The following is a 26,362-nucleotide window of genomic DNA, read 5'->3' on the forward strand; positions in this document are numbered from 1 at the left end:
ATACATATTAAAGATGTATTTTGGAGGTTTCAAATGGAAATTCTGCTTTTCAGGGCAAACAGCGCGATGGTCTGGTCACTGCTGGGGCTGGTCGTAACAGTCCTGGTTGCTTATCCGCTGGCGCAACATTTTTCGATGGCCGTTCAGATTCTGGCTCATGTGGGAACTTTGTTGTTCGCCGTGGGTATCAAAGTGGCCTACGTGGCACGACTCGTATTTCTCAGCCGTTTGGGCAGACCTGTTCATTGATTCTCGGTAGAATAGATGCAGATATGAACCTTGGTGAGAACCCCGTGATGGGCGATCTTTTTGGGAAAACCGGATTTCGTATTCTTGCGTATATCTCAATTACGCTGGCGGCTGCAGGAGTTGTCCTGCCGTTGTTGCCCACAACACCCTTTGTTCTGCTGGCCGCATTTTTTGCCAGCAAGGGGTCTCCGGCCTTTGCTCAGTGGCTTGAAGACCATCCCAGATTCGGCCCTGCCATTGATCAATGGCGCACACGGAGGGCAGTGCCGGCACGGGCGAAGATTCTGGCGTGCAGCATGATGGCGCTGAGTTGGGGGATGCTGTTTGCGCTGGGAGCGTCGGGGATGGTTTTGGGCATTTCTGGCGTATTTTTGTGCGGCACCGCCTGTTACCTGGTAACACGACCTTCTTATTGAACGATTGTCATAACGACTGGAGTTTTGAATGCACATCACCCGTTACACGGATTATTCACTTCGCGTACTGATATATCTGGCAGTGCAGGGTGATCGTCTGGCGACCATTCAGGAAATCGCCGACAGCTATGATATCTCCAAAAACCACCTTATGAAGGTGGTGCATCAGCTGAACAAAAAAGGCTATATCGAAACCATCCGGGGCAAGAAAGGGGGGATGCGTCTGCATCGCGCACCCTCGGATATAAACGTTGGCATCCTGGTGCGGGAAACCGAACAGGACCTGAGTATCGTCGAGTGTTTTTCTTCCAAGAATGCCTGCAAGATAACGCCGGTGTGTGGCCTGAAATCGATGTTTGGTGAGGCGTTGAAAGCGTTCCTGGAGGTGCTAGACACGTACACTCTGGCCGATGTTATCCAGGACCAGCACCGGCCACAGCTCTTGAGGTTGCTTCAGATAGCCTGACGCGGCCAGGCGCCGAAAAGGCGCCTGGCCGGTCGGGCCCTGTCATGCCGCTCTGGCTATTCCCATCAACTTCTCCGGCAGCGAATACCGCAGGACCCGCTTAACCACCGTGCCGTACTGCTTCGCAAAACTCCCGGTGTTGTAGTGAATACCGTGCTTTCGACAGACCGCCTGCACCTTCCCGGAAATCTCCGGATAGCGGTGGGCGGGCAGGTCCGGAAACACGTGATGCTCCACCTGATAGCTCAGATGGCCGCTCAGAATATGCAGCCAGCGGCCCCCGGTGAAGTTTGAGGACCCGGTGAGCTGTCGCAAATACCAGTGGCCTTTGCTCTCGCCCTCACACTCCTCCTCGGTAAAGGTTTCCGCATCCTGTGTGAAATGGCCGCAGAAAATCACGGTGGATGACCAAAGGTTGCGGATCAGGTTGGCGCCAACATTTCCCGCCAGAACAATGGGCGCCACCGGTAAGGTGAGCAGCGGAAAGAACACGTAATCCTTGAAGGCCTGGCGGCCACCCTTGCGGGCGAATTCCTTCAGAAACGGCAGTTTTTCTCGCCAACTTATTTCCCGGCTCCGCAGCTTCTCGGTTTCAAGTTCGTGCAGGCCCACGCCCCACTGGAAGAACACGCTCAGCAGGATGTAATTGATGAACTGCAGCGTGTGCCAGGGTTTCCAGGGTTCGTCATCGGTCAGTCGTAACACGGCGTAGCCATAGTCACGGTCCTTGCCGATGATGTTGGTGTAGGTGTGATGTTCATAGTTATGGGTGCGGCGCCAGGAATCACCTGTGCAGACCGTATCCCACTCGTAGGTCTGAGAGTGCAGGCTCGGGTCGTTCATCCAGTCATACTGGCCGTGCATGACATTGTGGCCGATCTCCATATTTTCCAGAATTTTGGCAATGCCCAGGGTTGCCGTGGCGGCAACGAACACCGGCGGTAGGAAGCCGAACGGCATCATGATCCGGCCACCGGCTTCGAGACTCCGGTGCAGCCGGACCATCCTCCGGATGTAACGTGCGTCCCGTTCTCCGAGATCCGCCAGTACCTCATCCCTGATTGCGTTCAGATCTGTTTCAAGTTCTGCGAGTTGCGCTTCGGTCATCTTTTTCATGGTCATACTCCCTGCGGTGCACCTAGGCCCCGCGATAAAATCGGGTGTGGGTTCTTAAAGGTCGAGTGAGACCGGGCCGCGGGGAACGGAGATACAAAGTTGGACAGTCTCCTCGCCGGGGCCGGAAGCCTGGCCGGTCAGACGGTTGATGACGGTACCCGTGGTTTTCCGGCAACTGCACTGGTGGCAGATGCCCATGCGGCATCCGTGGCGCGGGGTCAGTCCGGCGGCCTCTGCGATTTCCAGCAAGGTGGCATCGCCCTCGGAACCGACCATCATCTGGCTGCCTTCAAACTGAACCTCACCACCGAGCGTCTCGTTTCCCAGATCGGCACTTGGCACGGAGAAGAAAGTGCTGTGGATATCCGCGTCAGCAAAGCCTCTCTCGGAGAGAAGGCCCTGAGCCAGATCCATCAGGCCTTTGGGGCCGCAGAGATAGATCTGTCGGGCCTTGATACCCGGCACTGCGTCCAGATCCCGGCCACGCAGGTAGCGAGGTTCCTTGGACTCGTTGGTGGCGATGATGTTAAGCGTGAGGGCGCTATAACGTGCCTCCAGGGCCAGCAGTTTCTCCCGGGCGATAACGTCATCACGGGTTCTAACGAAATACAGCAATGTAACCGGTGCCCGGTAATCCCGGGCCGCCATGGTCTCAAGCTGGCTCAGCACTGGCGTGATGCCGCTGCCACCGGCAATGAACAGCACCGGTTGGGCCGGTTCGGGTATCTGAAACTCGCCAAAGGCCTCACCTAGCCCGATGACCGCACCCGTGTGCAGGTGATCGTGGAGCCAGTTGGTCACCAGGCCGCCGGGAAGGCGTTTGATGGTCAGCGTGACCAACCCCTGTTCCTGCCAGAGCAGGGGTGAGCTCGAGAGACTGAACGTACGGTTTCGGCGGATTCCATCAATTTCAACGCAGATGTTCACATGTTGGCCCGCGCTGAAACCCGACCAGCGTCTGGCGGGTTTCAATACCAGGGTTTTGGTGTCCCGAGTTTCAGAAAGGATCTGCTCCACTCTGGCTGGTGTGTACTCTTGTACCCACATGGGGTTGATGCGTTCCAGCAGTGGGTCAAAAAACGCTTGCGGGTCATCCCGGTTGAATAGCTGCCTGCCGAGCCAGTGAAGGGCTTTTTGCTGGGTCTGTTTCACTAACATGATCATTGCCTCCCTGAGGCTTCCTTCTGTCCGTGTGTACAAGTGTTCACTAATGTGTACGAATGTACACACGACTACGGGGGGCTGACAACGGCTGAGCTCGTAATGGCTCAAAATGACAAGCATTCTGTACTTTTATTTTTACGACTGTGTACACTTGTGAACCATTGGCTAATGGCAGGCAGTACGGACCCAAGATGGCGGAAAAACAGCGAAGAAAGCCCGGTGAAACCCGTGAGAAACTGATGACCGCGGCGTTAACCCTGGTTGGCAAGGGCCGGCATTTTGCCAGCCTTGGTATCCGGGAAGTGACACGTCAGGCAGGCGTGGTGCCAACCTCGTTTTACCGGCATTTCCGCAATATGGACGATCTGGGGCTTCAGCTCGTGGATGAGCTGGGGCTGGTGCTGCGCAGGATGATGCGAGAAGCCCGGGCGAACGTGCTGCAGGCGGACAAACTGATCGAGGAATCGGTGGCCATCTTTATTAGCCACGCCCAGGCCAACCGGAGTTTTTTTCTGTTCATGGCTCAGGGGCTGGCCGGTGAGAGCAGGGCGGTGCAGGAAGGTATCCGGAGCGAGATGCGTTTCTTTGCCAGTGAGCTTGCCAACGATTTGCGCAGGCTGAGGCTGGTGGACCATCTGACCGACCAGGATCTGGACATGACCAGTGATCTGGTGGTGCGAAGTGTCGCCTTCAGCCTGACCGATCTGCTCGGCGTATCCGCCGACGACGACTACCAGATCGAGCAGATCAGGAAGCGGACCACCCGCTTCCTGCAATTGATTTTCGTGGGCGCGGCCCACTGGCAAAGCGCGGGCTGATTGTCCGTTGTATCAGTCCGCTTTACTCTTTTTCGTCGCCTGTTTGCGCGGCGCTCCGGGCTTGGTAGCAGCTTTCGGTTTGGCCTTTGGCGGCAGAATCAGGCTTTCCAGTTCGTCCAGTGCTTCACCCGTGTAAACCGCAAGTCTCTGCATGCTTGGCAGGGTATCCCTGCAGCCCGTGTAGCCGAAGTTCAGTGATCCATCATAGCTCAGGCAGGTGATGTTCAAAGCGCCACCGTGAGTAATCAGCGATACAGGGTACATGGCTTCCAGTTTCGCGCCCTCGTAGTAAAGCGTTCTCTGGGGCCCCGGCACATTGGAAATCGTGACGTTAAATACCGGACGCATCCGACCGCCAAGGCCGGACATCAGTTGCAGTATGTAGGGCGACATCAGGAGCATGGTGTACTGGGTGAGTGCGCTCTTGGGCAGCTTCTGCAAATGCTCTTTGGCCCTTCGCGTTGATGCTTTGATGTTTTGCAGGCGGGTCAGTGGATCGGCTTCGTCGGTCGCAAGCGAAGAGATCATGAAACTGATCTGGGTGCCTGTCCCTTCGTCATCGGACGGCCGGATGTTGACCGGTATGCCAGCGGTGAGGGGAGCGTCCGGCAGTTCATCCTGTTCCAGCAGAAAACGCCTGAGGGCAGTTCCGCACAGGTACAGAACGATATCGTTAAGGGAAGCGCCGGAAACGTGGGCAAGCTCCTTGATCCTGTCGAGCTGATAATGCTGGGTGGCAAACCGGCGCTGGCCGGTAACCCGGTGATTGATCTTGGACACGGGCCCGGTAAACGGTGCCGTGAGGCCATCCTCGGGGTGACGGACCGAATGCACCAGCCTGTTGCCTGCTTGTAACAAACGTGGCGCCATATCCGCCTGCAGTTTCAGTGCCTCCATGGCCTGTGAGACCGCGCCGGGCACGCTGGCCTCGGAATCGGATTTGCTGCCGCGCCTGCGCTCCGGCCGAACCGACCAGGGTGGCGGCATGTCCCGTTTGTCGGGATCGGTTGTCAGTACCCGTTGCATCAGGCGCACACCGCTGATGCCATCAATCATGGAATGATGCATCTTGGTATAGAGTGCAAAACGGTTGTTCTCGAGGCCCTCGATAACGTGGCATTCCCAGAGCGGGCGGGCAAAATCCAGGGGGTTGGAGTGCAGGCGCGATACCAGTATACCCAGTTCCCGTTCACCGCCGGGGCGCGGCAGTGCCGAGTGACGCACGTGGTAATCCAGATCGATTTTCTTGTCGACTTTCCAGCCCGGCGCCAGCACCCGACCCAACAGCCCGGACCAGGCAAGCTTTAAACCCCAGGGAGGTGCGACATCGCCGGTTTCCTTCATGCGGGTCACCATGTCCCGGAGGAAGGTTTCAGGGGCGCCCTCCGGTAGCGAAAAGATCTGCAGGTTTCCCACGTGCATGGGGGTGTCTTCAGATTCTACGGCCAGCCAAGAGGCATCCAGCGTTCCCAGGCGTTTCATTCCTTGTGTGTCTCCACCAGTATCCACGTATTTTAGTTATCTAAGGCAAGTATACTTGCAACTGCTTCGTGACACGATGTTTCAGGTCATAAAGTTCCCCGGTTTTGCAGTGCTTTATCGCCTCAAACGTTTGCCGTTTTAGTCTCCCGAAAGAGGCGAGTGTGTGCTACTTTTCATCGGTTGGTTGCAGTAAAAACAAAAACATCCGGAGGCGTTGTGGAATCCAGCCCGCTTATCTCGGCAGGTCTGCCGATTGCTCTGTTCATCATTATGATCGGTATCGGCATGACCCTGACGATACGAGACTTCCGCCAGGTGGCGGTGTATCCGAAAGGGATGATCGTAGGCACCATTGCCCAGATTCTTGTCATGCCGCTCATCGCCTTCATGCTGGCCACGTTGCTGGCGGTTCCGCCGGCCATAGCGGTCGGACTGGTGATCATCGCCGCCTGCCCTGGAGGGACCACCTCGAATCTGTTCGTGCTGCTCTCGCGGGGTAACATTGCCCTCTCCATAGTACTGACCGTCAGCGCCAGCCTGATCACCATTCTTACCCTGCCGTTGTTTACCAATATTGCCCTTCAGCACTACATGGGAACCGAGGAAAACATTGTGTTGCCGGTATGGAAAACCGTGGGCATGCTGATTGGCATCGTGCTCTTCCCGGTAGCCATCGGGATGGTGGTTCGTACCCGTAAGCCGGAAGTTGCCCGCAAGGCCGAGGGCATTGTGAGTATCTTCGGCGGCATTGTTCTGGCGTTGCTGATTGTGGCCCTGGTTTATGGGGTTCGTGACCAGATCTGGGAGCTTCTGAAACAGGCCGGGCCGGCGACCATTCTGTTGAATGTGGCCGGTATCGGCCTGGGTCTTGCGGCGGGCCGTATGGCGGGCCTGACCCAGCGGGAATCCCTGGCAGTGGCGGTGGAGCTGGGTGTAAAGAACGGCACCATTGCCCTCATGGTCACCCTGACGCTGCTGGAGTCCAGCGCCATGTCGATCCCGGCTGCGGTATACGGGGTGCTGATGTTCCCGATCGGGTTTGTTCTCGCCATGTATGGCCGGAGCATCATTCCCATTTCGACGGTACAGAGCAAAAACTGACTGGAGTCCTGCGTTATGCAGTTCTTGAACGGCATTACCCTGCTGTTGGTTTATCAACTGGTGGGGGAGATTACCGTCCGATTGCTGGGCCTGCCTATCCCCGGGCCGGTGCTTGGCATGGTGATGCTGTTCGTGACTCTGATGATCCGTGGCAAGGCGCCCGAATCTGTGGATCAGGCATCCACGGCCTTGCTCAGCCATCTCTCGCTTCTGTTTGTTCCCGCCGGCGTGGGCATGATGGCGCATTTTGGCCGCATCGCCGACGAGTGGGTTCCGATAACCCTGGCGCTGCTGTTGAGCACGGTAATTACTATGGTCGCCACCGCCCTGATTATGCAGGTGACCACCCGCTGGTTTGCCAAGCCGCTTGCTGAAAAGGAGGGCGGCGATGAATGAGCCGGGCCTGCAAGATATCTGGGTATATCTCTCCGCATCACCGCTATTGGGGCTCACGATCACCCTGGTGGCCTATGGCCTGGCCTACCGGCTATATCTGAAAACCAACTCCAACCCTCTGGCCAACCCGGTGGTCACGTCCGTCGCCATGCTCATTATCCTGCTGCTTGCGACAGGTACCTCCTACAGTGATTATTTTGAAGGCGGCCAGTTTGTTCACTTTCTGCTGGGGCCGGCGACGGTGGCGTTGGCCGTTCCCCTGTATCAGCAGTTTTCCAGGCTTAGACAGCTGTGGTTGCCGGTGACCATTTCGCTCTTTTGCGGCGTGGTGATCGCCGCTGGCAGCTCCATTGGCCTGGCCCGTCTTCTGGGCGGCTCCACGGAGATCCAGATGTCCCTGGCACCGAAATCGGCAACGGCGCCGGTGGCCATGGGTATTTCTGAAAAAATAGGCGGGCTTCCGTCACTGACTGCCGTGCTGGTGGTCATCACGGGCATTACCGGTGCCGTTCTGGGCACCAAGCTGTTCGAGTGGATCCGGGTTCGGGATGACACAGCCAAGGGCATTGCCATGGGTGTCGCGGCACACGGCATCGGGACGGCCCGGGCGTTTCAGGTAAGTTCGCAGATGGGCGCTTTTTCCGGCCTGGCGATGGCGCTCTCCGCCTTCGCCACCGCCTTGCTTGTGCCCTGGCTGGTTGATCTGCTTGAGGCCTGGATCCCCGCGTGAGCCTGCCAACCCTGAGGAGACCCTTTGAACAGCAATAAGTACCTTGCAGCGATGGCGATGTCGCCTATCTTGTTTTCCACGCCTTCCGCAGTGCTGGCTCAGTCATCAGGGGGCTCGGACGAGGAGCTGGTACTTGAGGTGACCTCTCCGAGGCTGGTTCGGGACCTCTATGAAACGCCTGCGGCGGTCTCTGTGGTGAACGCTCCAGACATCCGCAAGGGTCAGCAACGCCTGCAATTGGATGAATCGCTGGATACGGTCCCCGGCCTGTTTTTCCAGAACCGCTACAACTTCGCCCAGAATCTAAGATTGTCGACTCGCGGGTTTGGTGCCAGAGCGCCCTTCGGTATTCGGGGTATCCGGATTCAGGTGGATGGCATCCCCTACACGCTGCCCGATGGCCAGTCCCAGATTGATGCCATTGATCTGGATTCCGCCCAGCGAATCGAGGTCATTCGGGGGCCTGCCTCGGTTCAGTATGGGAATGCCGCGGGCGGTGTGATCGATATTTCCACTGCGCTGGGTAATGAGCTACCCCAGGGCGGTCGGCTGCGGCTCGATGGCGGCAGTGACGATTATCGCAAGGCCGCGATACAGGGAAATGGCGTTGATGGGGATACCAGCGGTATCGCAACGCTTTCCTGGCTGACGTTTGATGGCCACCGGGAACAGAGCAAGGCAGAGAAAGCCCTGTTCAACGCCCGTGTGGCAAGGGATCTGGATTCTGGACGGCGGGTAACCGCCACATTCAACGCGCTGCATAACCCCAAATCCGAAGATCCGGGTGGGCTCACCCTGGCCCAGGCCGAAGAAGATCCGGAGCAGGCCACCGCATTGGCCAAGAGGCTGGACAGTGGCCAGACCGTGAACCAGCAGACCCTGGGTGTAAGATTTGAAGACTCGGGCGTCCTTCCCGGCCAACTCACCCTCGATACCTTCTACACTCACCGGGATTTCGCGCAGCAGTTGCCGTTCCCCGGAAGCAGCCGCATAGCCTACGACCGGCACTTTTACGGCATCAGTTCCCAGTACCAGCAGGAATCGACTCTGGCCGGATTGCCCCTGGTGTGGGTTACCGGCCTGGATGTTCACCATCAGTCCGACGACCGGCGCCGCTATTCGGTGTCTATCGATGGCGATATCACCGGCCAGACCCAGGCGGAAAACCAGAGTGCTACCAATGTGGCGGTGTTTGGCCAGGGCGACCTGGCGTTGAGCGACGCACTCAACGTCTCCCTTGGCGTGCGGTTCGACCGGTTGCGTCTGGCCATTGACGACGACTGGCTGCAAGACGGTAACGATGATTCGGGCAACCGGACTTTCCGGGAATACAGTGGCGTTGCCGGTATCAGCTACAAACTGGCACCGGCGCACCAGGTATATGCCACCCTCGGTACGGCGTTCGAGTCACCCACCTTTACCGAGTTTGCCAATCCGAATGGCGGCGGCTTCAATCCCGAGCTGGAGCCGCAGCAGGCATTGAATCGCGAGCTGGGTATGCGCGGCATGCTTGGCCGTGGCCTCAGCTATGACATGGCCCTTTTCTCCATCCGGGTGGAGGACGAGATCCTGCCCTTTAACGTGGGCGATCAGACCTTCTACGAAAACGCCGGCGAAACCCGTCGCAATGGCTTTGAACTGGGCCTGACCTGGGACCTTTCCTACGCCTGGCGGGTAACCAGCGCGCTGACCCTGGCGGATTACGAGCTAAGGGACTTTGTTGATGAGCAGGGCAACGACGCCAGCGGCAACGCTATTCCAGGTCTGCCGGAGCAGCTCTGGGTGAGCGAGCTGGAGTGGCGCGGTTCAGCCGGTCGTTTCGCGGCTCTGGAGTGGCAGTATGTGGGCGAGTTCTACGCCGAAAACAGCAACCAGACCCTGGTGAGTGACTATTGGCTGGTCGGTATGCGTGCCGGCGATTCAGTACGGATGGCGGATCAGACCGTGAACCTGTATGCCGGGATCCGCAATCTGCTGGATCAGGACTACTTCAGTAACGTGCGGATAAACGCCAATGCGAATCGCCCGGTGGAAGACCGGGGCTATTTCGAACCCGCCCCGGGAAGAACTTTTTATGCGGGCCTGGAATGGGTATTCTGAGGGGCGATAACAACACAAACCGTAGGGATTTTTAATTCATGCAAACCAAGTTCCTTCTCGAAGAAAGCCAGATGCCGAAATACTGGTACAACCTGCAGGCGGACCTGCCTGAGCCGTTGCCGGCCGTGCTGCACCCGGGCACCCAGAAACCTGTTGGACCATCGGATCTTGAGCCGCTGTTTCCGATGGCGCTGATCGAACAGGAAGTAACCACCGAGCGGGAAATCGAAATTCCGGAGCCGGTGCGTGATGTCTACAACCTGTGGCGCCCGGCGCCTCTTTACCGCGCGCATCGCCTCGAGAAGGCGCTTGGTACGCCGGCAAAAATCTTCTACAAATACGAAGGCGTCAGCCCGGCGGGCAGTCACAAGCCCAACACCGCGATTCCGCAAGCTTTTTACAACCGAGAAGCTGGCATTCGCACCCTCACCACCGAAACCGGTGCAGGGCAGTGGGGCACATCGCTTTCCTTCGCTGGCTCCCTGTTTGATATCGACGTTACCGTGTTTCAGGTACGGGTTTCCTACAACCAGAAGCCCTACCGTCGGGCGGTCATGGAAACCTACGGCGCCAAATGTGTGGCTTCGCCCTCGGAGCTGACCGAGTTTGGCCGCAAGGTGCTGGCTGAGACACCGGATCACACCGGCAGTCTGGGCATCGCCATCTCCGAAGCGGTGGAACTTGCCGTGAAGGACCCGAACACGAAATATGCCCTGGGCTCGGTTCTCAACCATGTGTTGCTGCACCAGAGCATCATTGGCCTGGAAGCCATGCAGCAGATGGAAATGGCGGACTGCTGGCCCGATGTGATTGTTGGTTGTACTGGCGGTGGTTCCAACTTTGCCGGAATTGCTTTCCCGTTCATGGGCCACGCCCTGAGAGGCGGTGAGAAATCCCGGATTGTGGCGGTAGAGCCCTCGGCCTGTCCCACGCTGACCCGAGGCAAATACGCCTACGATTACGGCGATACCGCCCATATGACCCCGCTCACGAAGATGCACACCCTGGGCTCGGGGTTCACGCCGCCCGGATTCCACGCCGGCGGCCTGCGCTACCATGGTATGGCACCGCTGGTGTCCCACGCCAAGGAGCTGGGTCTCTTTGATGCGGTGTCCTACACCCAGCGGGAGTGCTTCGAGGCCGGTGTTCTGTTCGCCAGGAACGAAGGGATTGTGCCGGCTCCAGAGGCCAACCATGCGGTCAAGGGTGCCATCGACGAAGCCCTGCGCTGCAAGCGTGAAGGCAAGGAAGAGGTAATCCTGTTCAACCTCTGCGGTCATGGCCATTTCGATATGGCGGCCTACACCGCGTACTTCGCCGGTGAACTGAGCGACCACGAATACGACGAACAGGAACTGGCCATGGCCCTGTCCGGGCTGCCCTCGGTCAACGCCTGATCAGTCGTCTTTAGCCCGCTGCTGAAAAATCGTGCCCCCGCCGCCGGCATCCAGTTGTCGGATGGCGGTCGGTGCGCCCTCGTCATCCAGGCGCACGTCTCCGATGCCCGCGCCGTTCCACAGCCGCTCGCCGGCTTCCCGGCCCTCCGGCAGCCTAGGAGAAATCCACATGCGACGTCTCTTGGTGAACCAGTTGAGGGGCGACCAGGGCGCGAACAGCCAGCGATTGAGCCGGTCCAGCCATTCCAGCAGGGCGTTGGGGAATTCGTTCTTGATGCCGCTACTGGTGATCTGCCAGACATGGGGACCGTTCTGTTTGTTGCGTAGCCGGACGTCGTAGGCGAACGAATAGTGAACATCGCCTGAGAGAATCACGAAGTGTCTGGGGGTTCGGGGGTGGCCGAAAATATTCAGCAGTACACTCGCGGCGCCCCGATGTGCCATCCAGTTTTCAGCATCCACCAACAGCGGCTTGCCGAAGAAGGTAAACACCCGCTGAATCATCTCGATGAGCTTTACCCCGAACATCGGCGCCGGCGAAACCACCACGACGGCATCCTCGCCCATGATCTCGTGCTGAAAATCGGTCAGTGATTCCCAGTCCATCAATCCGGAGGGGTGACTGCGCCGGATTTCACTGCGCCAGCGATGGGTGCGGGTGTCCAGCACCACCAGTCTGGGTGATGTTGGCAGGCTGTAGTGCCAGTGTTGAAAGTGGAACAGCTGGTCGATCAGATCATCCTGAATGGCCGTATCCAGCTCGTGTTGCCCGTTGCTGGACTCGAACAGCCTCTGACACTGTTCGATCAGCTGGCCGAAATTGCCAGGCTGGTTGCCCCAGCCCTGACACAAAAGATAGCCCAGCAGGGCATTGCCAATGATGCGCCGGGAAAAGGGGTGTTCGTAAGCGGTGGTTTCCCAGAGCGCGGAGAGATTCCAGTCGTCCGTCACGTCATGATCGTCAAAGATCATATAGACGGGCACGTTGGCCATGGCTCGCGCTGCCTGCGGAAGGCTCTTGCGGAACTCGTCGATGGCGGCCTGTTCTTTCCGATAGCGTGCCAGCTCGTCCGGGTCATCGACCGGCTCAGCACTGGTCACAAAAGCCCAGGGTTCCGGGGACCAGACCAGCAGATACATGGCCATCACCTCGGCGAAGGAAATCAGGTGATTGCCGGCATTGGCGGTGGTGAACACCGGTTTGCGGACGCCACCGAAGAAGCGCTCGGTCAGGTCTTCATTGAATTCGGATTCCGGCAGCAGTTCATCCCGGTGGTAATAGGCATTCGCCACCGAAGTCAGTTCCTTGCTGTGCGACAGCGAGGCGCCTTCCAGTACCTCCTGGTAAAGGCCCAGTTGGTGAATGACACACTGGATGGCATGCAACATCGGGCCGGCCACATCATCGGCGTAAACCTGGTCGCCGGTCATCAGGAGCAGAGACGGAACGTCCTCAAGCTTCTGTGCCATCTGCAGTTCTTCATCCACTCGAACCAGCCCGTCAGGAGAGGGATGGTGGGGTCTGCGGCAGGAGCCGTGGAGTATTCGGTCCAGCCTGGATTTCAGGGTAAAGCCCGGCCTCTCCCGGCCCTCGGGGCAGAGATGTGGAGCCCAGGTCCGGATCCATTCGCAAGCCTCTGAGCCTTCGGCGGTGAGCCCCAGGTCGTATTCCAGCCGGGTGTCCTGTGGAAGAGCAGTTTCAGGCGTAATGGTCAGCAGGTTCAACCAGGCTCGGGTACCGACCCGCAGCCGGGTCATCTCTGAATTCTCCAGCGGGCGGTCCAGGAGCCGATCTTCGCCTTGGATAATTTGCACAGTGAAGGAGGCCCGCTCCATTGTGACGAGCCATAAAACTATCGCGTCAGGCGCGGAATGACGAAGTACCGGTCCGGCCAGTACCCCGCCGGATTTGCCACCAGGCTCCAGGTTCAGTCCTCCTCAACGTCCCTGGGCGGGCAGTGGTGGTCCTCCACCACGGTGCCATCGTCTACGCTCTCGAGGTGCACATCAAAGCCCCACAACCGGTGTACATGGCGCAGGACTTCGTCAGTTTCCTTACCCAGGGGGACGCGATCCACGGGAATGTGGCGCAGGGTCAGTGAGCGATCGCCGCGCACATCCACATTCCATACCTGGATGTTGGGTTCTCGATAGCTGAGGTTGTACTGGCGCGCCAGTTTCTCTCGCAGGTCCCGGTAGCCGGGGTCATCGTGGATGGCGGTGACCCGGTAGACGTCTTCCTGATCATCGTTCTGGATCGCGAAGAGTTTAAGGTCCCGCATCACTTTGGGAGAGAGAAACTGCTGGATAAAGCTCTCGTCCTTGAAGTTCTTCATCGCAAAATGCAGGGTTTCCAGCCAGTCGCTGCCGGCGATGTCCGGGAACCACTCGCGGTCTTCGTCTGTTGGGTTTTCGCATATCCGGCGCAGGTCGGTAAATATGGAGAATCCAAGGGTGTAGGGGTTAAGACCGGAATACCAAGGGCTGTTAAATGGCGGCTGGTACACCACCGCCGAGTGGCTCTGGAGAAACTCGAGCATGAATCCGTCGGTCACCAGACCCTTGTCGTACATACGATGCAGCAGGGTGTAGTGCCAGAAGGTTGCCCAGCCCTCATTCATTACCTGTGTCTGGCGCTGGGGGTAGAAGTACTGGCCCAACTTCCGCACGATGCGGATGATCTCCCGTTGCCAGGTTTCCAGAAGGGGCGCGTTCTTCTCGATGAAATAGAGAATGTTCTCCTGAGGCTCCTCAGGATAGCGCTTGCGACGCCTTGTGAGGTCATCGTCCTCGTCAAGCCTGGGTATTGTCCGCCAGAGATCGTTGATTCGCCTCTGCTGGTATTCTTCTCTTTCCTTCTGGCGTCGCATTTCTTCCGACGCCGATATCGGCGCAGGCCGCTTGTAGCGGTCCACCCCGTAGTTCATCAGAGCGTGGCAGGAATCCAGGATTTCCTCCACGGCATCCACACCATAGCGTTCCTCGCACTCCGCCACGTAATGGCGGGCAAACACCAGGTAATCGATGATCGCGCTGGCGTCGGTCCATGTGCGGAACAGGTAGTTACCCTTGAAGAAGGAGTTGTGGCCATAAGAGGCATGGGCAATAACCAGCGCCTGCATCGGCAAGGTGTTTTCCTCCATCAGGTAGGCGATGCAGGGATTGGAGTTGATCACGATCTCGTAGGCCAGGCCCATCTGACCGCGCTGATAGCCCTTGGATGTGCTGAGAAACTGTTTACCAAAAGACCAGTGATGGTAGCCAACCGGCATGCCTACAGAGCTGTAGGCGTCCATCATCTGTTCGGCACTGATCACCTCTACCTGGTTCGGGTAGGTGTCCAGTCCGAACTCGGCGGCGCACTTGGCAATCTCGTCGTCGTATGTCTGGATCAGCTCGAACGTCCATTCAGAACCGGTCGAGATAGGCTCCCGGGCTCTTGGCTGGTCACTTTTCGGCGCGTTGGGGCGGTCCATGAGGTTGGTCATGCGGCTTTCCTCTCGAACAACTGGCGGAACACCGGATAGATTTCGCCGGGGTCAGCGATCTGTTGCAAGGCAAAGGCGTGAGGGAACTGCTCCTGGATCTTCTCGTATTCATACCAGAGCATCTGATGGTCCTGCGGTGTGATTTCCACATAGGCAAAATACTGCACCAGGGGCAGGATGTTGTCGGCCAGGATCTTGCCGCACACCGGGGAATCGTCGTTCCAGTTATCACCGTCTGATGCCTGGGCCGCGTAGATGTTCCATTCGGCGGGAGAATAGCGGGATTCGATAATCTTGTGCATCAGCTTGAGGGCGCTGGAGACGATCGTGCCTCCGGTTTCCCGGGAATAGAAGAACTCCTCCTCGTCCACTTCCTTGGCGCTGGTGTGGTGCCGGATGAAGACCACTTCGATCTTCTTGTAGTTCTTCTTGAGGAACAGGTACAGCAGGATGAAAAACCGCTTGGCGATGTCCTTGTGCATCTGGGTCATGGATCCGGATACATCCATCAGGCAGAACATCACGGCGCTGGTGGCCGGCTGCGGCTTTTTCAGGTGCTGGCGGTAGCGCAGGTCGATTTCGTCAATGAAGGGAATGCGACGAACGTTTGCTTTCAGTCGCGCGATTTCCTCTTCAAGAACCTGGATCTGATCCTCGTGACTGAATGCGGGGTCCAGATCTTCTGGCGCCGATTTCAGCGCTTCCAGCTGTTTCTCAAGATCCCGGATCTTTTTCTTGCGAGCACCTCCCAGGCCCAATCGTCTGGCGTGAGCGCCCCGCAATGAGCGCACAATATCCAGTTTGGCCGGCACCCCATCGGTGCTGAAGCCGGAACGGACATACTTGAAGGCTTCTGTATCCTTGAGTTTCTTGCGGGCCAGGTTCGGCAGTTCGAGATCGTCGAACAGAAAATCCAGGAATTCTTCCTGGGTAATCTGGAACGCGAACTCGTCCATGCCCTCGCCGTCAGGGCTGGCCTGTCCCTGTCCGGAGCCCTGGCCCCCACCACCCTCGGGCTTGGGAATGGTGTCGCCGGCCACAAACTCCTGATTGCCGGGGTGCACCATCTCCCGTTTGCCGCCCTGGCCGTGGTGGAAGATAGGTTCTTCAATGTCCCGGGACGGAATACTGACTTTCTCGCCCCGTTCGATATCGGTGATCGAGCGTTTCTGAACAGCATCCGATACCGCACGCTTGATGTGGTGGCGGTAGCGGCGCAGGAACCGTTCCCGGTTCACTGCGCTCTTGTTCTTACCGTTCAGTCGCCGGTCGACTATGTGGGTCATTCCCATGGCGTTACTCCAGCTCAGTGAATGGTCACTGACTTAGTGAGACTTGCGAACCCGCAGGTACCATTCAGCCAACAGCCGCACTTGCTTCTCTGTGTAGCCTCGGTCGACCATACGCTCGACGAACTGCTTGTGCTTGTTCTGATCTTCCTGACTCGCTTTCGGGTTGAAAGAGATCACTGGCAGCAGGTCCTCGGTGTTCGAGAACATCTTCTTCTCGATCACGGCGCGCAGTTTTTCATAGCTGAGCCAGGACGGGTTCTTGCCACCGTTGTTTGCCCGGGCCCGCAATACGAAGTTGACCACTTCGTTGCGGAAATCCTTCGGATTGGAGATGCCCGCTGGCTTCTCGATCTTTTCCAGCTCTTCGTTGATCGAGGAGCGGTCGAGAATTTCGCCGGTGTCCGGATCCCGGTATTCCTGATCCTGAATCCAGAAATCGGCATAGGTGACATACCGGTCGAACAGGTTCTGGCCATATTCGCTGTAGCTCTCGAGGTATGCGGTCTGGATTTCCTTGCCGATAAACTGCACATAGTGCGGTGCCAGGAATTCCTTGATGAATCGGAGATACTTCTCGTGGGTTTCAGCAGGGAACTGTTCCTGTTCGATCTGTTTTTCAAGGACGTAGAGCAGGTGCACCGGGTTAGCGGCCACTTCGGTGGTGTCGAAGTTGAACACCTTGGACAGGATCTTGAAGGCGAAACGTGTGGAGAGTCCATCCATGCCTTCCATCACGCCGGCGGAGTCACGGTACTCCTGGATCGATTTGGCTTTCGGATCGGTATCCTTGATGTTCTGGCCGTCATAAACCCGCATCTTCGAGAAGATACTGGAGTTTTCCGGATCCTTGATGCGCGACAGCACCGAGAACTGGGCCAGCATGTCCAGGGTGTCCGGCGCGCAGGGAGCACCTTCCAGGGAGCTGTTGCTCAGCAGTTTCTTGTAGATCTCGATTTCTTCGGTCACCCGAACACAGTAGGGCACCTTGACGATATAGACCCGGTCAAGGAACGCCTCGTTGTGCTTGTTGTTGCGGAAGGTCTGCCACTCGGATTCGTTGGAGTGGGCAAGGATCACACCGTCGAACGGGACAGAACCCATGCCTTCGGTGGTGTTGTAGTTGCCCTCCTGGGTGGCCGTCAGCAAAGGATGCAGCACCTTGATCGGTGCCTTGAACATCTCTACGAATTCCATCAGGCCCTGGTTGGCTTTGCACAAACCCCCGCTGAAGCTGTAAGCATCGGGATCATCCTGGGAGAAGTCCTCCAGCATGCGAATGTTTACCTTGCCGACGAGGGCAGAAATATCCTGGTTATTGTCGTCACCGGGTTCGGTCTTGGAGACAGCAACCTGATCGAGTACCGAGGGGTACATTTTTACAACCCGGAACTGGCTGATGTCGCCGCCGTATTCGTGCAGGCGTTTGACGGCCCAGGGCGACATGATGTTTTTAAGGTAGCGAGCGGGGATGCCGTATTCTTCTTCCAGAATCTGGGCGTCTTCGGACGGGTCGAACAGGCCGAGTGGAGATTCATTCACTGGCGAGCCCTTGATGGCGTAGAAGGGCACTTTCTGCATCAGTGACTTGAGCTTTTCCGCCAGAGAGGATTTGCCACCGCCCACGGGGCCAAGCAGGTAAAGAATCTGTTTCTTTTCTTCCAGGCCCTGGGCGGCATGGCGAAAGAAGGAGACGATGTTTTCTACGGCGTCTTCCATGCCATAGAACTCGGAAAACTCGGGGTACCGCTTGATGACCTTGTTGGAAAATATCCTTGAAAGCCTCGGATCTTTCGAGGTGTCGACGAACTCTGGCTCGCCGATGGCAATTAACATTCTCTCAGCGGCCGTGGCGTAGGCCGTTGGGTCCTTTTTGCAGATCTCCAGGTATTCCTCAAGGCTGTATTCTTCTTCCTGAGTACTCTCATACCGGTCTTTGAAGTGCTGCAGTATGCTCATAGATCGCCCTCGCTCGCTGTATCTTCAGCTTTCAGTTCACGCAATTTCCCCGTTGCAGTCAGTTCCGCCCGTCCGGACGGTTTAATTAGTTATGGGTGGAAGGAATGGATACTTACAAGCCTGTGCACGATCGTGTCGAGGTCGGCTTGCTTACTTTGAGCTTAGTTCACCGTTCTGGAGTTGGACAGTGTGTGAGTGGTTAAGGTTCATTAAATTATGTTAGGCGGGTGTGTTGGTTTTGTAGCTTGCCGGGTTTCTGGGGGGACAGTGTGAGGGGGCTGGAGTGCACCGGGTGGCTTTCTGAAAACGAATTGGCAACTCGCTTCGCTCAGACATCAAGTTCGTTTTCAGAAAGCCACCCGATACACTCCGATCAGGCCACGGAGGCGACCGCCTGAAGGCAGGCTAGAGTTTGGTTAAACGGAATACGCTTTCTGAGGCGTTTTCCAGACCTTTTCTCTTTGTAAACGGATGATCCTTGGCCAGGGTGTTGGTCAGGATGTGCTCGATCTTGTAGTCGTCCTGGTAGAGTTCCCGCACTTCTTCGTTGCTGACGTTGAACGGCGGGCCCTTGATTTCGGTGTCGTAGTCCAGGGTGATCAGCAGGATTCTGGTGCCGTCGGGGATGATGGCGGTCAGGTGGTTTACGTAGTCCTTGCGCATGTGTGGGGGCAGGGCGATCAGGGCGGCCCGGTCGTAGACCAGTCGCACGTGTTTGAGGTCTTCCGGTACCAGTTGGAAGAAGTCGCCGCACCAGAGTTGCAGGTTGTCGTGCTTGAAGGTGATGAAGGGTTCGCCGGGGTGGACTTTGGCTTTTTCGCCGGCTTCTTCGAAGAAGTCCTTGCAGGCCAGTTCGCTCAGTTCCACGCCGATGATGGGGTGGCCGCGGTCGTGAAGCCACCACATGTCGTGGGCTTTGCCGCAGAGGGGCACGAAAACGGCGTCGGTGCCTTTGCCGGCCAGTTCCGGCCAGTGGTCGTGGAGGTATTGGTTAACCGTGCCCTCGTGGAAACCGATTTCTTTTTTGGCCCAGCGTTCGTGCCAGAATTCATGTTCCATGGTTCATACCCTGTTCGTGCTTGGACATGTTGAGTTTTGGACGTTTAACCAAGTCTACCCTAATCTGTGGCCATCTGGATTCAGGAGAAAAGTATGAAAGCGGTGTTTCTTGATGCCAAAACCCTTGGCGATGATGTGGATCTCTCGCCCATCGAGTCGGTGACCGGCGGGTTGGAAAAGTATGATCGGACCGCTGCGGATCAGATTCTGGAACGCATCCGGGGATTCGATACTGTGCTGGTCAATAAAGTCGTGCTCACCCGTGAGCATTTTGAGGCCTGCCCCGAACTCAAGACCATCGCCGTGGTGGCGACCGGATTGAACAATATTGACCAGGCGGCGGCGAAGGATCACGGCGTCAAGGTGATGAACGTGACCAACTACGGCCGCTCCACGGTAGCTCAGCACACCATGGCACTAATGCTGGCACTGGCCACCCGGCTGTTGGATTACAGCCGCGATGTCCAGGCCGGGCGCTGGGGCAAAAGTGACATGTTCTGTCTGATGGATCATCCGATCATGGAGCTGGAGGGGCGCACTCTCGGTATTGTCGGCTACGGCGACCTGGGCGAGGGCGTGGCTGAGCGGGCCGCAGCGTTTGGTATGAAGATTCTTCTTGGAGCTCGGCCCGGGCAGGAACCGGGTGTGGTCGATGGGTATTCGCGCATTTCACTGGACGAATTGCTGCCCCAGGCAGACGTGCTGTCGCTGCACTGCCTGCTGACCGATGAGACCCGGGATCTGATCGGTGCCCGCGAACTGAAAATGATGAAACCGGACTCTTTGCTGATCAACACCAGCCGCGGAGGCCTGGTGAACGAGCAGGCGCTGGCGGACGCGCTTCGCGCCGGCGAGATCGGCGGCGCCGGTTTCGATGTTTTGACTGAGGAGCCGCCCCGCAACGGCAACCCCTTGCTGGCGGACGATGTTCCCAATCTGATTGTGACCCCGCACTCGGCCTGGGCCAGTCGGGAAGCGCGGCAGAGAATTGTTGGTATCACCGCTGTCAATCTGAAATCTGTGCTGTAACAGCGAAGCCCCGGAGGATTCGGGGCTTTGGAGACCGGCCTTGGGGGCTCAGTATTTCCAGCCAACGCTGACCGAAGCGCCCAACTGGTACATTTCCAGATCAATGGTCTGGTTCGGTGCCAGCGGGTTGGGACCGGTCACTGTCTTGGCCGGGGAATAAAAGGCCATGCCAGACACATCGAGGTTTTCACTGAAGCTGTGGGTGAATCCGCCAGTGAAGTGCCACTCCTGAACACCCGGCGCCAGGATGTTGAACAGCACATCTTCGTCGGAAATAGGATTCTCTCCATAGCTGACGCCGGCCCGCCAGGCATGAGCCGGTGTTTGCTGCCACTGCCAACCCAGCTTGACGATGGTCATGTCGTCCCAGCCAAAGCCTGCGCCGTTATCATCGCCGAGCTGTGCGGTCTGCAGGTTGGGCAGCAGCGGGTTGCCCACGCTGTTGATCTCGCTGTAACGGATGTGCTGGATATCCAGCAGGAACCAGTGGTTTTCAAGTCCGGACCAGGCGATACCCGCGTTGAACATCTGGGGAATGTCGAAGTCGCCCTGTTCCGCAAAAAGGCCGCGGTATTTGTCGAACTCGTTCATCTTCAGAATGTTGCGCCAGCTCACGCCGCCGCGGAGGGTGTCGGTGATTTCACCTTGCCAGCCGATCTGGTAACCGTAGCCCCAGGCATCGTCGGTGCCGTTGTTGGAAAGTGCGCCCGGGTCTGACGAGAATGGCGCGAAGCTTTGCAGGCCTTCAGCTTCAAAGCGCTGATAGGCAATCACTGGTGAAATGCCGAAGGCCTGGTTGTCGGAGAACTCCCAGGACCAGGTCGGGGCAATAAAAAGCTGTTCGAGGTTTACGCCGGTACGGCCGGCGTAGAAAGGCCCGCCGCTTTCACCAGAGTAGTCGGTGTTCATGCCACCATTGGCAAACACCGAAACGCCGAAACTTGTGGTGTCGGACAGTTCCCGATTAAAGCCCAGGTGGGGGATAACGAAACCGTTGCGGCTGCTTTTATAAGTGCCCGGCTGCAAAGAGAACGCAGGGGGAGGAGAGACTGGGCCCTCTACTGTGTATTCTCGCCGGGGCGAAAAAACTTCGAATCCACCGTCAATCCGGTTCCCGACAAAAGCCATACCGGCCGGGTTGGTTGCCGCCGCAATGCTGTCCTGGGACAGCGCAGTGCCTGCGCCGGCCATGCCTTTACTGATGGTGCCGTAGCCGTGACTGAAGTAGCCGTTGGTGGCCAGGGCAGTCGCAGGGGAGAAGGCGGTAAATGCAGCAACGCCCAGAGCAAGTTTGATTCGCATGAGAAAATACCCGATCAGAAAAATGCTATTTCATGAATAGCGGCCTTTTTACAGAAGATCTGTTATAAGAGGAAGTAATAAATGCTGATATGGTTATATTGGATGTGTAGCCCTCGCAAACTGCCGTTAATCGGCCATACTCTGGTTACACCGGATATCTGACTGATAATCTGAATAAAACACGGAACGACAGGACCTAAAGTGGCTTCATTCCAATTAAAAGACCGGCTTCAGGCAGCTGAGCGCTGGATTCTGGCGAATCCCAATCCGCCCCAGAGTTGGCCCTGGACCTGGTTGTACAAGGTCGGCCGCACTGCCTACGCGATGGCTCGGGATGTTCTCAGTGGACAATTGACTCTCCACGCCATGAGTCTTGTGTACACAACCCTGCTAAGTATCGTGCCTCTCCTTGCCCTGAGCTTCTCGGTATTGAAGGCGCTGGGAGTGCATCAGCGGATGGAGCCGTTCCTGTTCCAGTTCTTTGAACCGCTGGGGCCGCAGGGGATTGATCTTGCCGAACAGATCCTGGGCTTCGTCGATAATATGAAAGTCGGCGTTCTGGGATCGGTGGGCCTGGCGCTTCTGGTTTACACGGTGGTGTCGCTGCTCCAGAAAATCGAGCGTTCCTTCAACATGATCTGGCGCGTGCCAGACATGCGCTCGATGGCACAGCGCTTCAGCAACTACCTGAGCGTGATCATGGTAGGACCGCTTCTGATGGTTTCGGCCATTGGCGTCAGCGCGACCATTTTTTCCTCAACCATCGTCCAGAAGCTCATCGAAATCGAGCCGTTCGGCTCGATGATTCTTGTGGCCAGCCGGTTCACCCCGTTTTTCCTGGTGGTTGGCGCTTTCACATTCGTCTACGTATTCATGCCCAATACCCGGGTCAAGCTTCGTTATGCGGCCATCGGCGGTCTGGTGGCCGGGGTATCCTGGCAGGCGGCCGGCATGCTGTTCGCCTCATTCGTTGCCGGGTCTGCGAAGTACGCGGCAATCTACTCCAGTTTCGCCATTGGCATTATTCTGCTGATCTGGATCTATCTGAACTGGATGATCCTCTTGCTGGGCGCGAGCATCGGGTTCTATCTGCAAAATCCCGGCTCCGTGGCCAAGCGGCGCGAGGTGCAACTGGCACCAGAGCTGCAGGAAAATGTGGCGCTGGCGACCATGTGGCTGGTGGCCAAGCCCTTCAGCGAGGGCAAGCCCGCACCCCAGCAGGAATTACTGGAATATGAGCTGAGAGTGCCGGGTGAGGTAACCCGGGCTCTCAGTGACAAATTGATCCGTGCCGGTTTACTGAGTCTGGCCGGGAGTCAGGGCGACCGACTGGTGCCCGGACGGGCGCTGGATCTGATCACCATTGGCGACGTTCTTCAGGTTGTTCGCCACGACGAGGACCGAATTGTTGATCGGCTCCCGAAGGTGATTCCTACCGAATTGGTGGGAGCCCGCAAGGTGGAGGAAACACGAACCTTTGCAGAGTTGTTGCGCGGCGATGAGGCAAAGGACAAGCCAAGAGCTGTGGCGGAGAGGGAGCCTGTCTCAACTTCTGACAGTTGAACGGCCGCCTTCCCGAAGCATCTTCTGCAGCGCGTTGCGTATGCTGCTGATCTGATCCGGGGTCAGGCGCACCACTTTTGGCAGATCCTCCTCTGCGAGGTTGCGCTGATGGGCGTGCCTGAGCACTTCCCGGGTGCCAATAACCATGCCGTCCGTCAGCGGGGTGTGCTTCTGTTTTGGTGCTGGCCGTTCCGCGGCCAGAAGATAGGCATGGTACTTGGGGGGAAGGTTCCATTCGTTCGCCAGGAGCTGGCAGGTAGCCCACTGGTATCTCGCCAGGGCATGCCGAATAAGCGCCGGCTCCGGTTCGCCGGTTGCTGTGCGCGACCGGCAGATACGCTGGAGCTCACGGCGGATCGTGATGTACGCCAGTGAGGGCAGCAGGCCCACCATGAAGTGTGCACTGGTGTCTTCGCCCTGGGTTCTGGCAATGAGTTCTGCGGCTCGCGCGCAGGTCAGGCCCCAGCGCCAGCCGCGCTGCCCAAACAGCGCTTCCCGGCTGTTCCTTGCGGCCATCATGGGGCGCATAACCGCCGCGGAAATGACGTTCCGGATGCCATCCACCCCCAGTACAAATACCGCCTGGTCCACCGATTCAATGGCATGGTCGCTGGTCCGGAAATAAGGGCTGTTGGCAATCTGGAGCAATTGATCGGTCAGTGAGGGATCACCAAGAATAATCTCCGTCAGCCGCTGGCGGTCGGTGGACTCGTCGGACAGGGCCCGCATGAGCATGGGCAGGCTCATGGGTTGGCGGGGCAGTTCCTCCATTTTGTTGCTGGTGAGCCGCTGATAGAGCTCCTCCAGCACTTCCTCGTAGGAAGAAAGATCAGCCCGCAGGGCTGCTGGCTCGGCATCCAGCAGCCAGCAGAACAGATGTTCCTCAAGCTGTTGGGCAAGCTCCGGGCTGGTGTCAGGGGTGTCGGTGGCCGGCTTCTCCGGGGATGGATTGAACAGCCGCGCTTCCGGAGCGGGTGGTGCAGATTGCTTGCTTGCGAATAATCCTGAAATCCAGGAGAGAAAACCTGGCATCCGTTGCCTCCGGGTCGAACCTGTTCGAAGTAATGAACCTCCGTTTTCGAGAGTATAGATGTACTACGCATCCTTGCACAGGTTTTAAGCCGGTGAATTATGGCAGGTATTTACAGGAACGACTCCCCGAACACGAATACCAGCTGGCAGATACCGGCGCCAAAGCCTAGGAATGCGCCCACGAGAATCAGTTTGATTTCATCCTCCTGGAAACAGGGCCGGAGCAAGTCCTGAAACTCTTCGGAAGACAGTGCAATCATCCGCTCGACCATGATCGATTCGACGGCTCTGGCCCGGTCCTTCTCGAACACCGGGTTGTTGAACGATGTCTGTGATATCTCGATGGCCTTCTCGCCAACCTTGTTCTTGAGCGTTGCAAAGCCGGTGGGTCCGAAGGCCATCTGGGTCAGTGCCTTGCCCATGCCGGCGGTTTCATCCACCAGCGGTTTGATGTGCTTCTTGACCATGTTGCGGGCCCGATCACCCTTGGGCCCATCGAGAATGGCGTTGATGATGTTGCCAACGGTGAGAATCTCGTGGGTCACGATGTGGCAGAACGACTCTGCCACGGCCGGCTGGCGTTTCAGGAACAGACCCTGAATCCGGAAGGGACCGACTTTTTTGGCGTGCAGCGGCCGGAAAATCACATTCAGGGCAATCCAGTTGGTCGCCCAGCCCACCAGAAGACCGAAGAAGGGCAGCACCCACCAGCTCGGATAGACATACCAGACTGCCATCTGGATCAGGCCGAACAGAAAGCCGAAGTAGAGCCCCGAGTTGATGATGAACCGGAATTCCACCTCACCGCACTCGATAAAGATCCGGTTCAGCAGCTCCTTGTCGCTGGCCAGGCGCTCGATGACCATGCCCTTGATATCCAGCAGGTCTTCAATGTTGTCGGAGACATCTTCCACCAGGTTGTCCACGAGCTGGGGCGTGGATTTGCGGACGCGATCGTAGACCATCTTCCTGGCTGAAGCCGGCAGGTTTTCCCAGAAGGTGGGGTATTCCTTGAGCATCATTTCGTCCACGTATTCCTCGATGCGGGGTTCGACGGAGTGAACGATATGGGTGGCGAGAACCTTCGGATCGATCTGCTGGAAGATCTCCCGAACGGTTCCGATCTTTGAGATCGTGGCGTCGACACTGATGGCCGCCATTTTGCGGGCCTTCGAGGGAATAATGCCTTGCCAGCCAAGCAGCGGTGGTTTGCCGATGAACTCCAGGGGGTAGAAGGTCATCTTGATGGCAAGCCAGTTGGTGGTCCAGCCAATCAGGGCGGCAATGACCGGGATACTGAGGTATTGCCAGAATTCTTGGGTGCTTAGCAGGCTTGTCATCCCGTTACTCGCGTGTGATCGTTTTTTTGCTTCCGGAGTCGACAGGGATAATGTTGTTGGCACCGCGTTATGTCAATGACTTGCGTGCCGACATGAGACGGCGGTACGGTCGGCGCCGGTCAGCCGCCGATGTCGCCCCACAGCCATTGGCAAAGTGCCATGGCCGCCACCGGGGCGGTTTCCGTTCGCAGTACCCGGGGGCCGAGCGCAACCGGCAGGAAGCCTTCCTTCTCGGCCTGGGCAATTTCCTCGGGAGAGAGGCCGCCTTCCGGGCCGATCATTAGAGCCACCCGCTCTGGGGGAATGATGGATTTCAGGGCGTGTTCGGTGCGGTGGTGGAGAACCAGGCGGACTTCGCAATCGCGGCTGTGTTCCAGCCACTCGGAAACGGTCATCACCGGCAGGATCTCGGGCACTCGGGCGCGACCGCATTGCTCGGCGGCGCTGATGGCGACGGATTGCCAGTGGCGCAGGCGCTTGTCTTCCCGGTCGCCCTTCAGTTTTACGTCACATCGTTCGGTGGTTAGCGGCACGATACGGGTAACACCCATTTCCACCGCTTTCTGCACTGCGTAGTCCATGCGGTCACCCTTGGAGAGGGTCTGGCCGAGAACGATTTCCAATGGGGATTCGGTGGTATTGGCTTCCGGGGTGCCAACCTGGACTTCCACGTTCTTCTTGCTGGCACTGGAAATAGTGGCGGGGTAGTCGTTGCCATCACCGTTGAAGAGCAGCAGCTCCTGTCCCGGCTGCATGCGCAATACCCGGCCCACATGTTGTGCGGCGTTGTCATCAAGCTCGGCAGAACTGCCCTGGGCCAGGGCAGAATTGGTATAGATGCGGGGTATGCGCATGAACTGGTCTCT

23 protein-coding genes are annotated in these 26,362 nt (G+C 57.7%); 11 read left to right on the forward strand and 12 right to left on the reverse strand.

What is annotated here, in order from left to right:
- Positions 1-33 precede the first annotated feature (33 nt).
- The 3 genes from ACWJ62_RS01020 to ACWJ62_RS01030 are packed head-to-tail and all read left to right on the forward strand — an operon-like array spanning position 34 to position 1,131.
- Positions 34-249 carry a hypothetical protein gene (locus tag ACWJ62_RS01020; protein WP_449284521.1) on the forward strand — a complete coding sequence of 72 codons (216 nt, stop codon included), beginning with the start codon at positions 34-36 and terminating at the stop codon, positions 247-249.
- Positions 250-296: 47 nt separating this feature from the next.
- Positions 297-665 carry a YbaN family protein gene (locus ACWJ62_RS01025; RefSeq protein WP_449285334.1) on the forward strand — a complete coding sequence of 123 codons (369 nt, stop codon included), beginning with the start codon at positions 297-299 and terminating at the stop codon, positions 663-665.
- Between the two features lie 28 nt (positions 666-693).
- Positions 694-1,131: an RrF2 family transcriptional regulator gene (locus ACWJ62_RS01030; RefSeq protein ID WP_449284522.1), complete on the forward strand. Its 438-nt coding sequence runs from the start codon at positions 694-696 to the stop codon at positions 1,129-1,131.
- A gap of 42 nt (positions 1,132-1,173) precedes the next feature.
- Here the strand turns inward: ACWJ62_RS01030 and ACWJ62_RS01035 are convergent, their stop codons facing one another.
- Together ACWJ62_RS01035 and ACWJ62_RS01040 are read right to left on the reverse strand one after the other, a co-directional pair.
- Positions 1,174-2,247 (reverse strand): fatty acid desaturase family protein, encoded by a 1,074-nt coding sequence (locus ACWJ62_RS01035; protein WP_449284523.1) that lies wholly within the window; start codon positions 2,245-2,247, stop codon positions 1,174-1,176.
- 54 nt (positions 2,248-2,301) lie between these two features.
- Positions 2,302-3,405: a ferredoxin reductase gene (locus ACWJ62_RS01040; RefSeq protein WP_449284524.1), complete on the reverse strand. Its 1,104-nt coding sequence runs from the start codon at positions 3,403-3,405 to the stop codon at positions 2,302-2,304.
- A gap of 197 nt (positions 3,406-3,602) precedes the next feature.
- Between ACWJ62_RS01040 and ACWJ62_RS01045 the strand changes: the two genes are divergently transcribed.
- Complete coding sequence (locus ACWJ62_RS01045; protein WP_449284525.1) at positions 3,603-4,229, forward strand: TetR family transcriptional regulator; 627 nt, start codon at positions 3,603-3,605, stop codon at positions 4,227-4,229.
- Between the two features lie 12 nt (positions 4,230-4,241).
- Here the strand turns inward: ACWJ62_RS01045 and ACWJ62_RS01050 are convergent, their stop codons facing one another.
- Entirely contained in the window at positions 4,242-5,711 is a 1,470-nt protein-coding gene (locus tag ACWJ62_RS01050) for a WS/DGAT/MGAT family O-acyltransferase (protein ID WP_449284526.1), read from the reverse strand.
- Between the two features lie 216 nt (positions 5,712-5,927).
- Here ACWJ62_RS01050 and ACWJ62_RS01055 point away from each other — a divergent pair, with 216 nt between their 5' ends.
- From ACWJ62_RS01055 to ACWJ62_RS01075, 5 genes are read left to right on the forward strand one after another with little or no spacing between them, the layout of a single operon-like run.
- On the forward strand, positions 5,928-6,812 hold the full coding sequence (locus tag ACWJ62_RS01055; RefSeq protein ID WP_449284527.1) for a bile acid:sodium symporter family protein: 885 nt from the start codon (positions 5,928-5,930) through the stop codon (positions 6,810-6,812).
- Between the two features lie 15 nt (positions 6,813-6,827).
- The gene (locus ACWJ62_RS01060) at positions 6,828-7,208 is read left to right on the forward strand and encodes a CidA/LrgA family protein (protein ID WP_449284528.1); all 381 of its coding nucleotides are present in this window, start codon (positions 6,828-6,830) and stop codon (positions 7,206-7,208) included.
- A complete protein-coding gene (locus tag ACWJ62_RS01065) occupies positions 7,201-7,938 on the forward strand; it encodes an LrgB family protein (RefSeq protein ID WP_349517658.1) in 738 nt (245 codons plus the stop codon). Before ACWJ62_RS01060 ends, ACWJ62_RS01065 begins: the two co-directional genes overlap by 8 nt.
- Before the next feature lie 24 nt (positions 7,939-7,962).
- Positions 7,963-10,038: a TonB-dependent receptor family protein gene (locus tag ACWJ62_RS01070; protein ID WP_449284529.1), complete on the forward strand. Its 2,076-nt coding sequence runs from the start codon at positions 7,963-7,965 to the stop codon at positions 10,036-10,038.
- A 38-nt stretch (positions 10,039-10,076) separates the two neighbouring features.
- On the forward strand, positions 10,077-11,435 hold the full coding sequence (locus tag ACWJ62_RS01075) for a TrpB-like pyridoxal phosphate-dependent enzyme (protein WP_449284530.1): 1,359 nt from the start codon (positions 10,077-10,079) through the stop codon (positions 11,433-11,435).
- On the opposite strand, the gene ACWJ62_RS01080 is transcribed toward ACWJ62_RS01075, so the two are convergent.
- The 5 genes from ACWJ62_RS01080 to tmpT all read right to left on the reverse strand — a co-directional run bounded on the left by ACWJ62_RS01080 (position 11,436) and on the right by tmpT (position 19,230).
- On the reverse strand, positions 11,436-13,193 hold the full coding sequence (locus tag ACWJ62_RS01080; RefSeq protein WP_449284531.1) for an alkaline phosphatase D family protein: 1,758 nt from the start codon (positions 13,191-13,193) through the stop codon (positions 11,436-11,438). It abuts the gene before it with no gap.
- A 170-nt stretch (positions 13,194-13,363) separates the two neighbouring features.
- Positions 13,364-14,923 (reverse strand): SpoVR family protein, encoded by a 1,560-nt coding sequence (locus ACWJ62_RS01085; protein WP_449284532.1) that lies wholly within the window; start codon positions 14,921-14,923, stop codon positions 13,364-13,366.
- Complete coding sequence (locus ACWJ62_RS01090) at positions 14,920-16,209, reverse strand: YeaH/YhbH family protein (protein WP_449285335.1); 1,290 nt, start codon at positions 16,207-16,209, stop codon at positions 14,920-14,922. The genes ACWJ62_RS01085 and ACWJ62_RS01090 overlap by 4 nt, the downstream gene beginning before the upstream one ends.
- A 39-nt stretch (positions 16,210-16,248) precedes the next feature.
- A complete protein-coding gene (locus tag ACWJ62_RS01095) occupies positions 16,249-18,171 on the reverse strand; it encodes a PrkA family serine protein kinase (RefSeq protein ID WP_449284533.1) in 1,923 nt (640 codons plus the stop codon).
- Positions 18,172-18,576: 405 nt separating this feature from the next.
- Positions 18,577-19,230 (reverse strand): thiopurine S-methyltransferase, encoded by a 654-nt coding sequence (gene tmpT, locus ACWJ62_RS01100; RefSeq protein ID WP_449284534.1) that lies wholly within the window; start codon positions 19,228-19,230, stop codon positions 18,577-18,579.
- A 93-nt stretch (positions 19,231-19,323) separates the two neighbouring features.
- On the opposite strand from tmpT, the gene ACWJ62_RS01105 reads away from it, so the two are divergent.
- Positions 19,324-20,259 (forward strand): D-2-hydroxyacid dehydrogenase, encoded by a 936-nt coding sequence (locus tag ACWJ62_RS01105; protein WP_449284535.1) that lies wholly within the window; start codon positions 19,324-19,326, stop codon positions 20,257-20,259.
- A 48-nt stretch (positions 20,260-20,307) separates the two neighbouring features.
- Here ACWJ62_RS01105 and ACWJ62_RS01110 read toward each other — a convergent pair whose 3' ends face one another.
- Positions 20,308-21,561 (reverse strand): OmpP1/FadL family transporter, encoded by a 1,254-nt coding sequence (locus ACWJ62_RS01110; protein WP_449284536.1) that lies wholly within the window; start codon positions 21,559-21,561, stop codon positions 20,308-20,310.
- A gap of 201 nt (positions 21,562-21,762) precedes the next feature.
- On the opposite strand from ACWJ62_RS01110, the gene ACWJ62_RS01115 reads away from it, so the two are divergent.
- Positions 21,763-23,124 (forward strand): YihY/virulence factor BrkB family protein, encoded by a 1,362-nt coding sequence (locus ACWJ62_RS01115; protein WP_449284537.1) that lies wholly within the window; start codon positions 21,763-21,765, stop codon positions 23,122-23,124.
- Here ACWJ62_RS01115 and ACWJ62_RS01120 read toward each other — a convergent pair.
- The 3 genes from ACWJ62_RS01120 to ACWJ62_RS01130 all read right to left on the reverse strand — a co-directional run bounded on the left by ACWJ62_RS01120 (position 23,107) and on the right by ACWJ62_RS01130 (position 26,350).
- Positions 23,107-24,156 carry an HDOD domain-containing protein gene (locus ACWJ62_RS01120; protein ID WP_449284538.1) on the reverse strand — a complete coding sequence of 350 codons (1,050 nt, stop codon included), beginning with the start codon at positions 24,154-24,156 and terminating at the stop codon, positions 23,107-23,109. The two genes, ACWJ62_RS01115 and ACWJ62_RS01120, sit on opposite strands and share 18 nt — an antisense overlap.
- Positions 24,157-24,266: 110 nt before the next feature.
- Entirely contained in the window at positions 24,267-25,496 is a 1,230-nt protein-coding gene (locus tag ACWJ62_RS01125; RefSeq protein ID WP_014578176.1) for a DUF445 domain-containing protein, read from the reverse strand.
- A 119-nt stretch (positions 25,497-25,615) separates the two neighbouring features.
- Positions 25,616-26,350 (reverse strand): 16S rRNA (uracil(1498)-N(3))-methyltransferase, encoded by a 735-nt coding sequence (locus ACWJ62_RS01130; RefSeq protein WP_449284539.1) that lies wholly within the window; start codon positions 26,348-26,350, stop codon positions 25,616-25,618.
- Positions 26,351-26,362: the final 12 nt, after the last annotated feature.

The organism is Marinobacter sp. PE14, from assembly GCF_053566155.1.

Bases quoted from the DNA above. Each gene is read 5' to 3' on its own strand.
- ACWJ62_RS01120 (WP_449284538.1), bottom strand. From the start codon at position 24,156: ATGCCAGGTTTTCTCTCCTGGATTTCAGGATTATTCGCAAGCAAGCAA.
- ACWJ62_RS01085 (WP_449284532.1), bottom strand. From the start codon at position 14,923: ATGACCAACCTCATGGACCGCCCCAACGCGCCGAAAAGTGACCAGCCA.
- ACWJ62_RS01050 (WP_449284526.1), bottom strand. From the start codon at position 5,711: ATGAAACGCCTGGGAACGCTGGATGCCTCTTGGCTGGCCGTAGAATCT.
- ACWJ62_RS01045 (WP_449284525.1), top strand. From the start codon at position 3,603: ATGGCGGAAAAACAGCGAAGAAAGCCCGGTGAAACCCGTGAGAAACTG.
- ACWJ62_RS01025 (WP_449285334.1), top strand. From the start codon at position 297: ATGGGCGATCTTTTTGGGAAAACCGGATTTCGTATTCTTGCGTATATC.
- ACWJ62_RS01020 (WP_449284521.1), top strand. From the start codon at position 34: ATGGAAATTCTGCTTTTCAGGGCAAACAGCGCGATGGTCTGGTCACTG.
- ACWJ62_RS01060 (WP_449284528.1), top strand. From the start codon at position 6,828: ATGCAGTTCTTGAACGGCATTACCCTGCTGTTGGTTTATCAACTGGTG.
- ACWJ62_RS01125 (WP_014578176.1), bottom strand. From the start codon at position 25,496: ATGACAAGCCTGCTAAGCACCCAAGAATTCTGGCAATACCTCAGTATC.
- tmpT (WP_449284534.1), bottom strand. From the start codon at position 19,230: ATGGAACATGAATTCTGGCACGAACGCTGGGCCAAAAAAGAAATCGGT.
- ACWJ62_RS01090 (WP_449285335.1), bottom strand. From the start codon at position 16,209: ATGACCCACATAGTCGACCGGCGACTGAACGGTAAGAACAAGAGCGCA.
- ACWJ62_RS01065 (WP_349517658.1), top strand. From the start codon at position 7,201: ATGAATGAGCCGGGCCTGCAAGATATCTGGGTATATCTCTCCGCATCA.
- ACWJ62_RS01130 (WP_449284539.1), bottom strand. From the start codon at position 26,350: ATGCGCATACCCCGCATCTATACCAATTCTGCCCTGGCCCAGGGCAGT.
- ACWJ62_RS01035 (WP_449284523.1), bottom strand. From the start codon at position 2,247: ATGAAAAAGATGACCGAAGCGCAACTCGCAGAACTTGAAACAGATCTG.
- ACWJ62_RS01030 (WP_449284522.1), top strand. From the start codon at position 694: ATGCACATCACCCGTTACACGGATTATTCACTTCGCGTACTGATATAT.
- ACWJ62_RS01080 (WP_449284531.1), bottom strand. From the start codon at position 13,193: ATGACCCGGCTGCGGGTCGGTACCCGAGCCTGGTTGAACCTGCTGACC.
- ACWJ62_RS01040 (WP_449284524.1), bottom strand. From the start codon at position 3,405: ATGTTAGTGAAACAGACCCAGCAAAAAGCCCTTCACTGGCTCGGCAGG.
- ACWJ62_RS01105 (WP_449284535.1), top strand. From the start codon at position 19,324: ATGAAAGCGGTGTTTCTTGATGCCAAAACCCTTGGCGATGATGTGGAT.
- ACWJ62_RS01075 (WP_449284530.1), top strand. From the start codon at position 10,077: ATGCAAACCAAGTTCCTTCTCGAAGAAAGCCAGATGCCGAAATACTGG.
- ACWJ62_RS01110 (WP_449284536.1), bottom strand. From the start codon at position 21,561: ATGCGAATCAAACTTGCTCTGGGCGTTGCTGCATTTACCGCCTTCTCC.
- ACWJ62_RS01095 (WP_449284533.1), bottom strand. From the start codon at position 18,171: ATGAGCATACTGCAGCACTTCAAAGACCGGTATGAGAGTACTCAGGAA.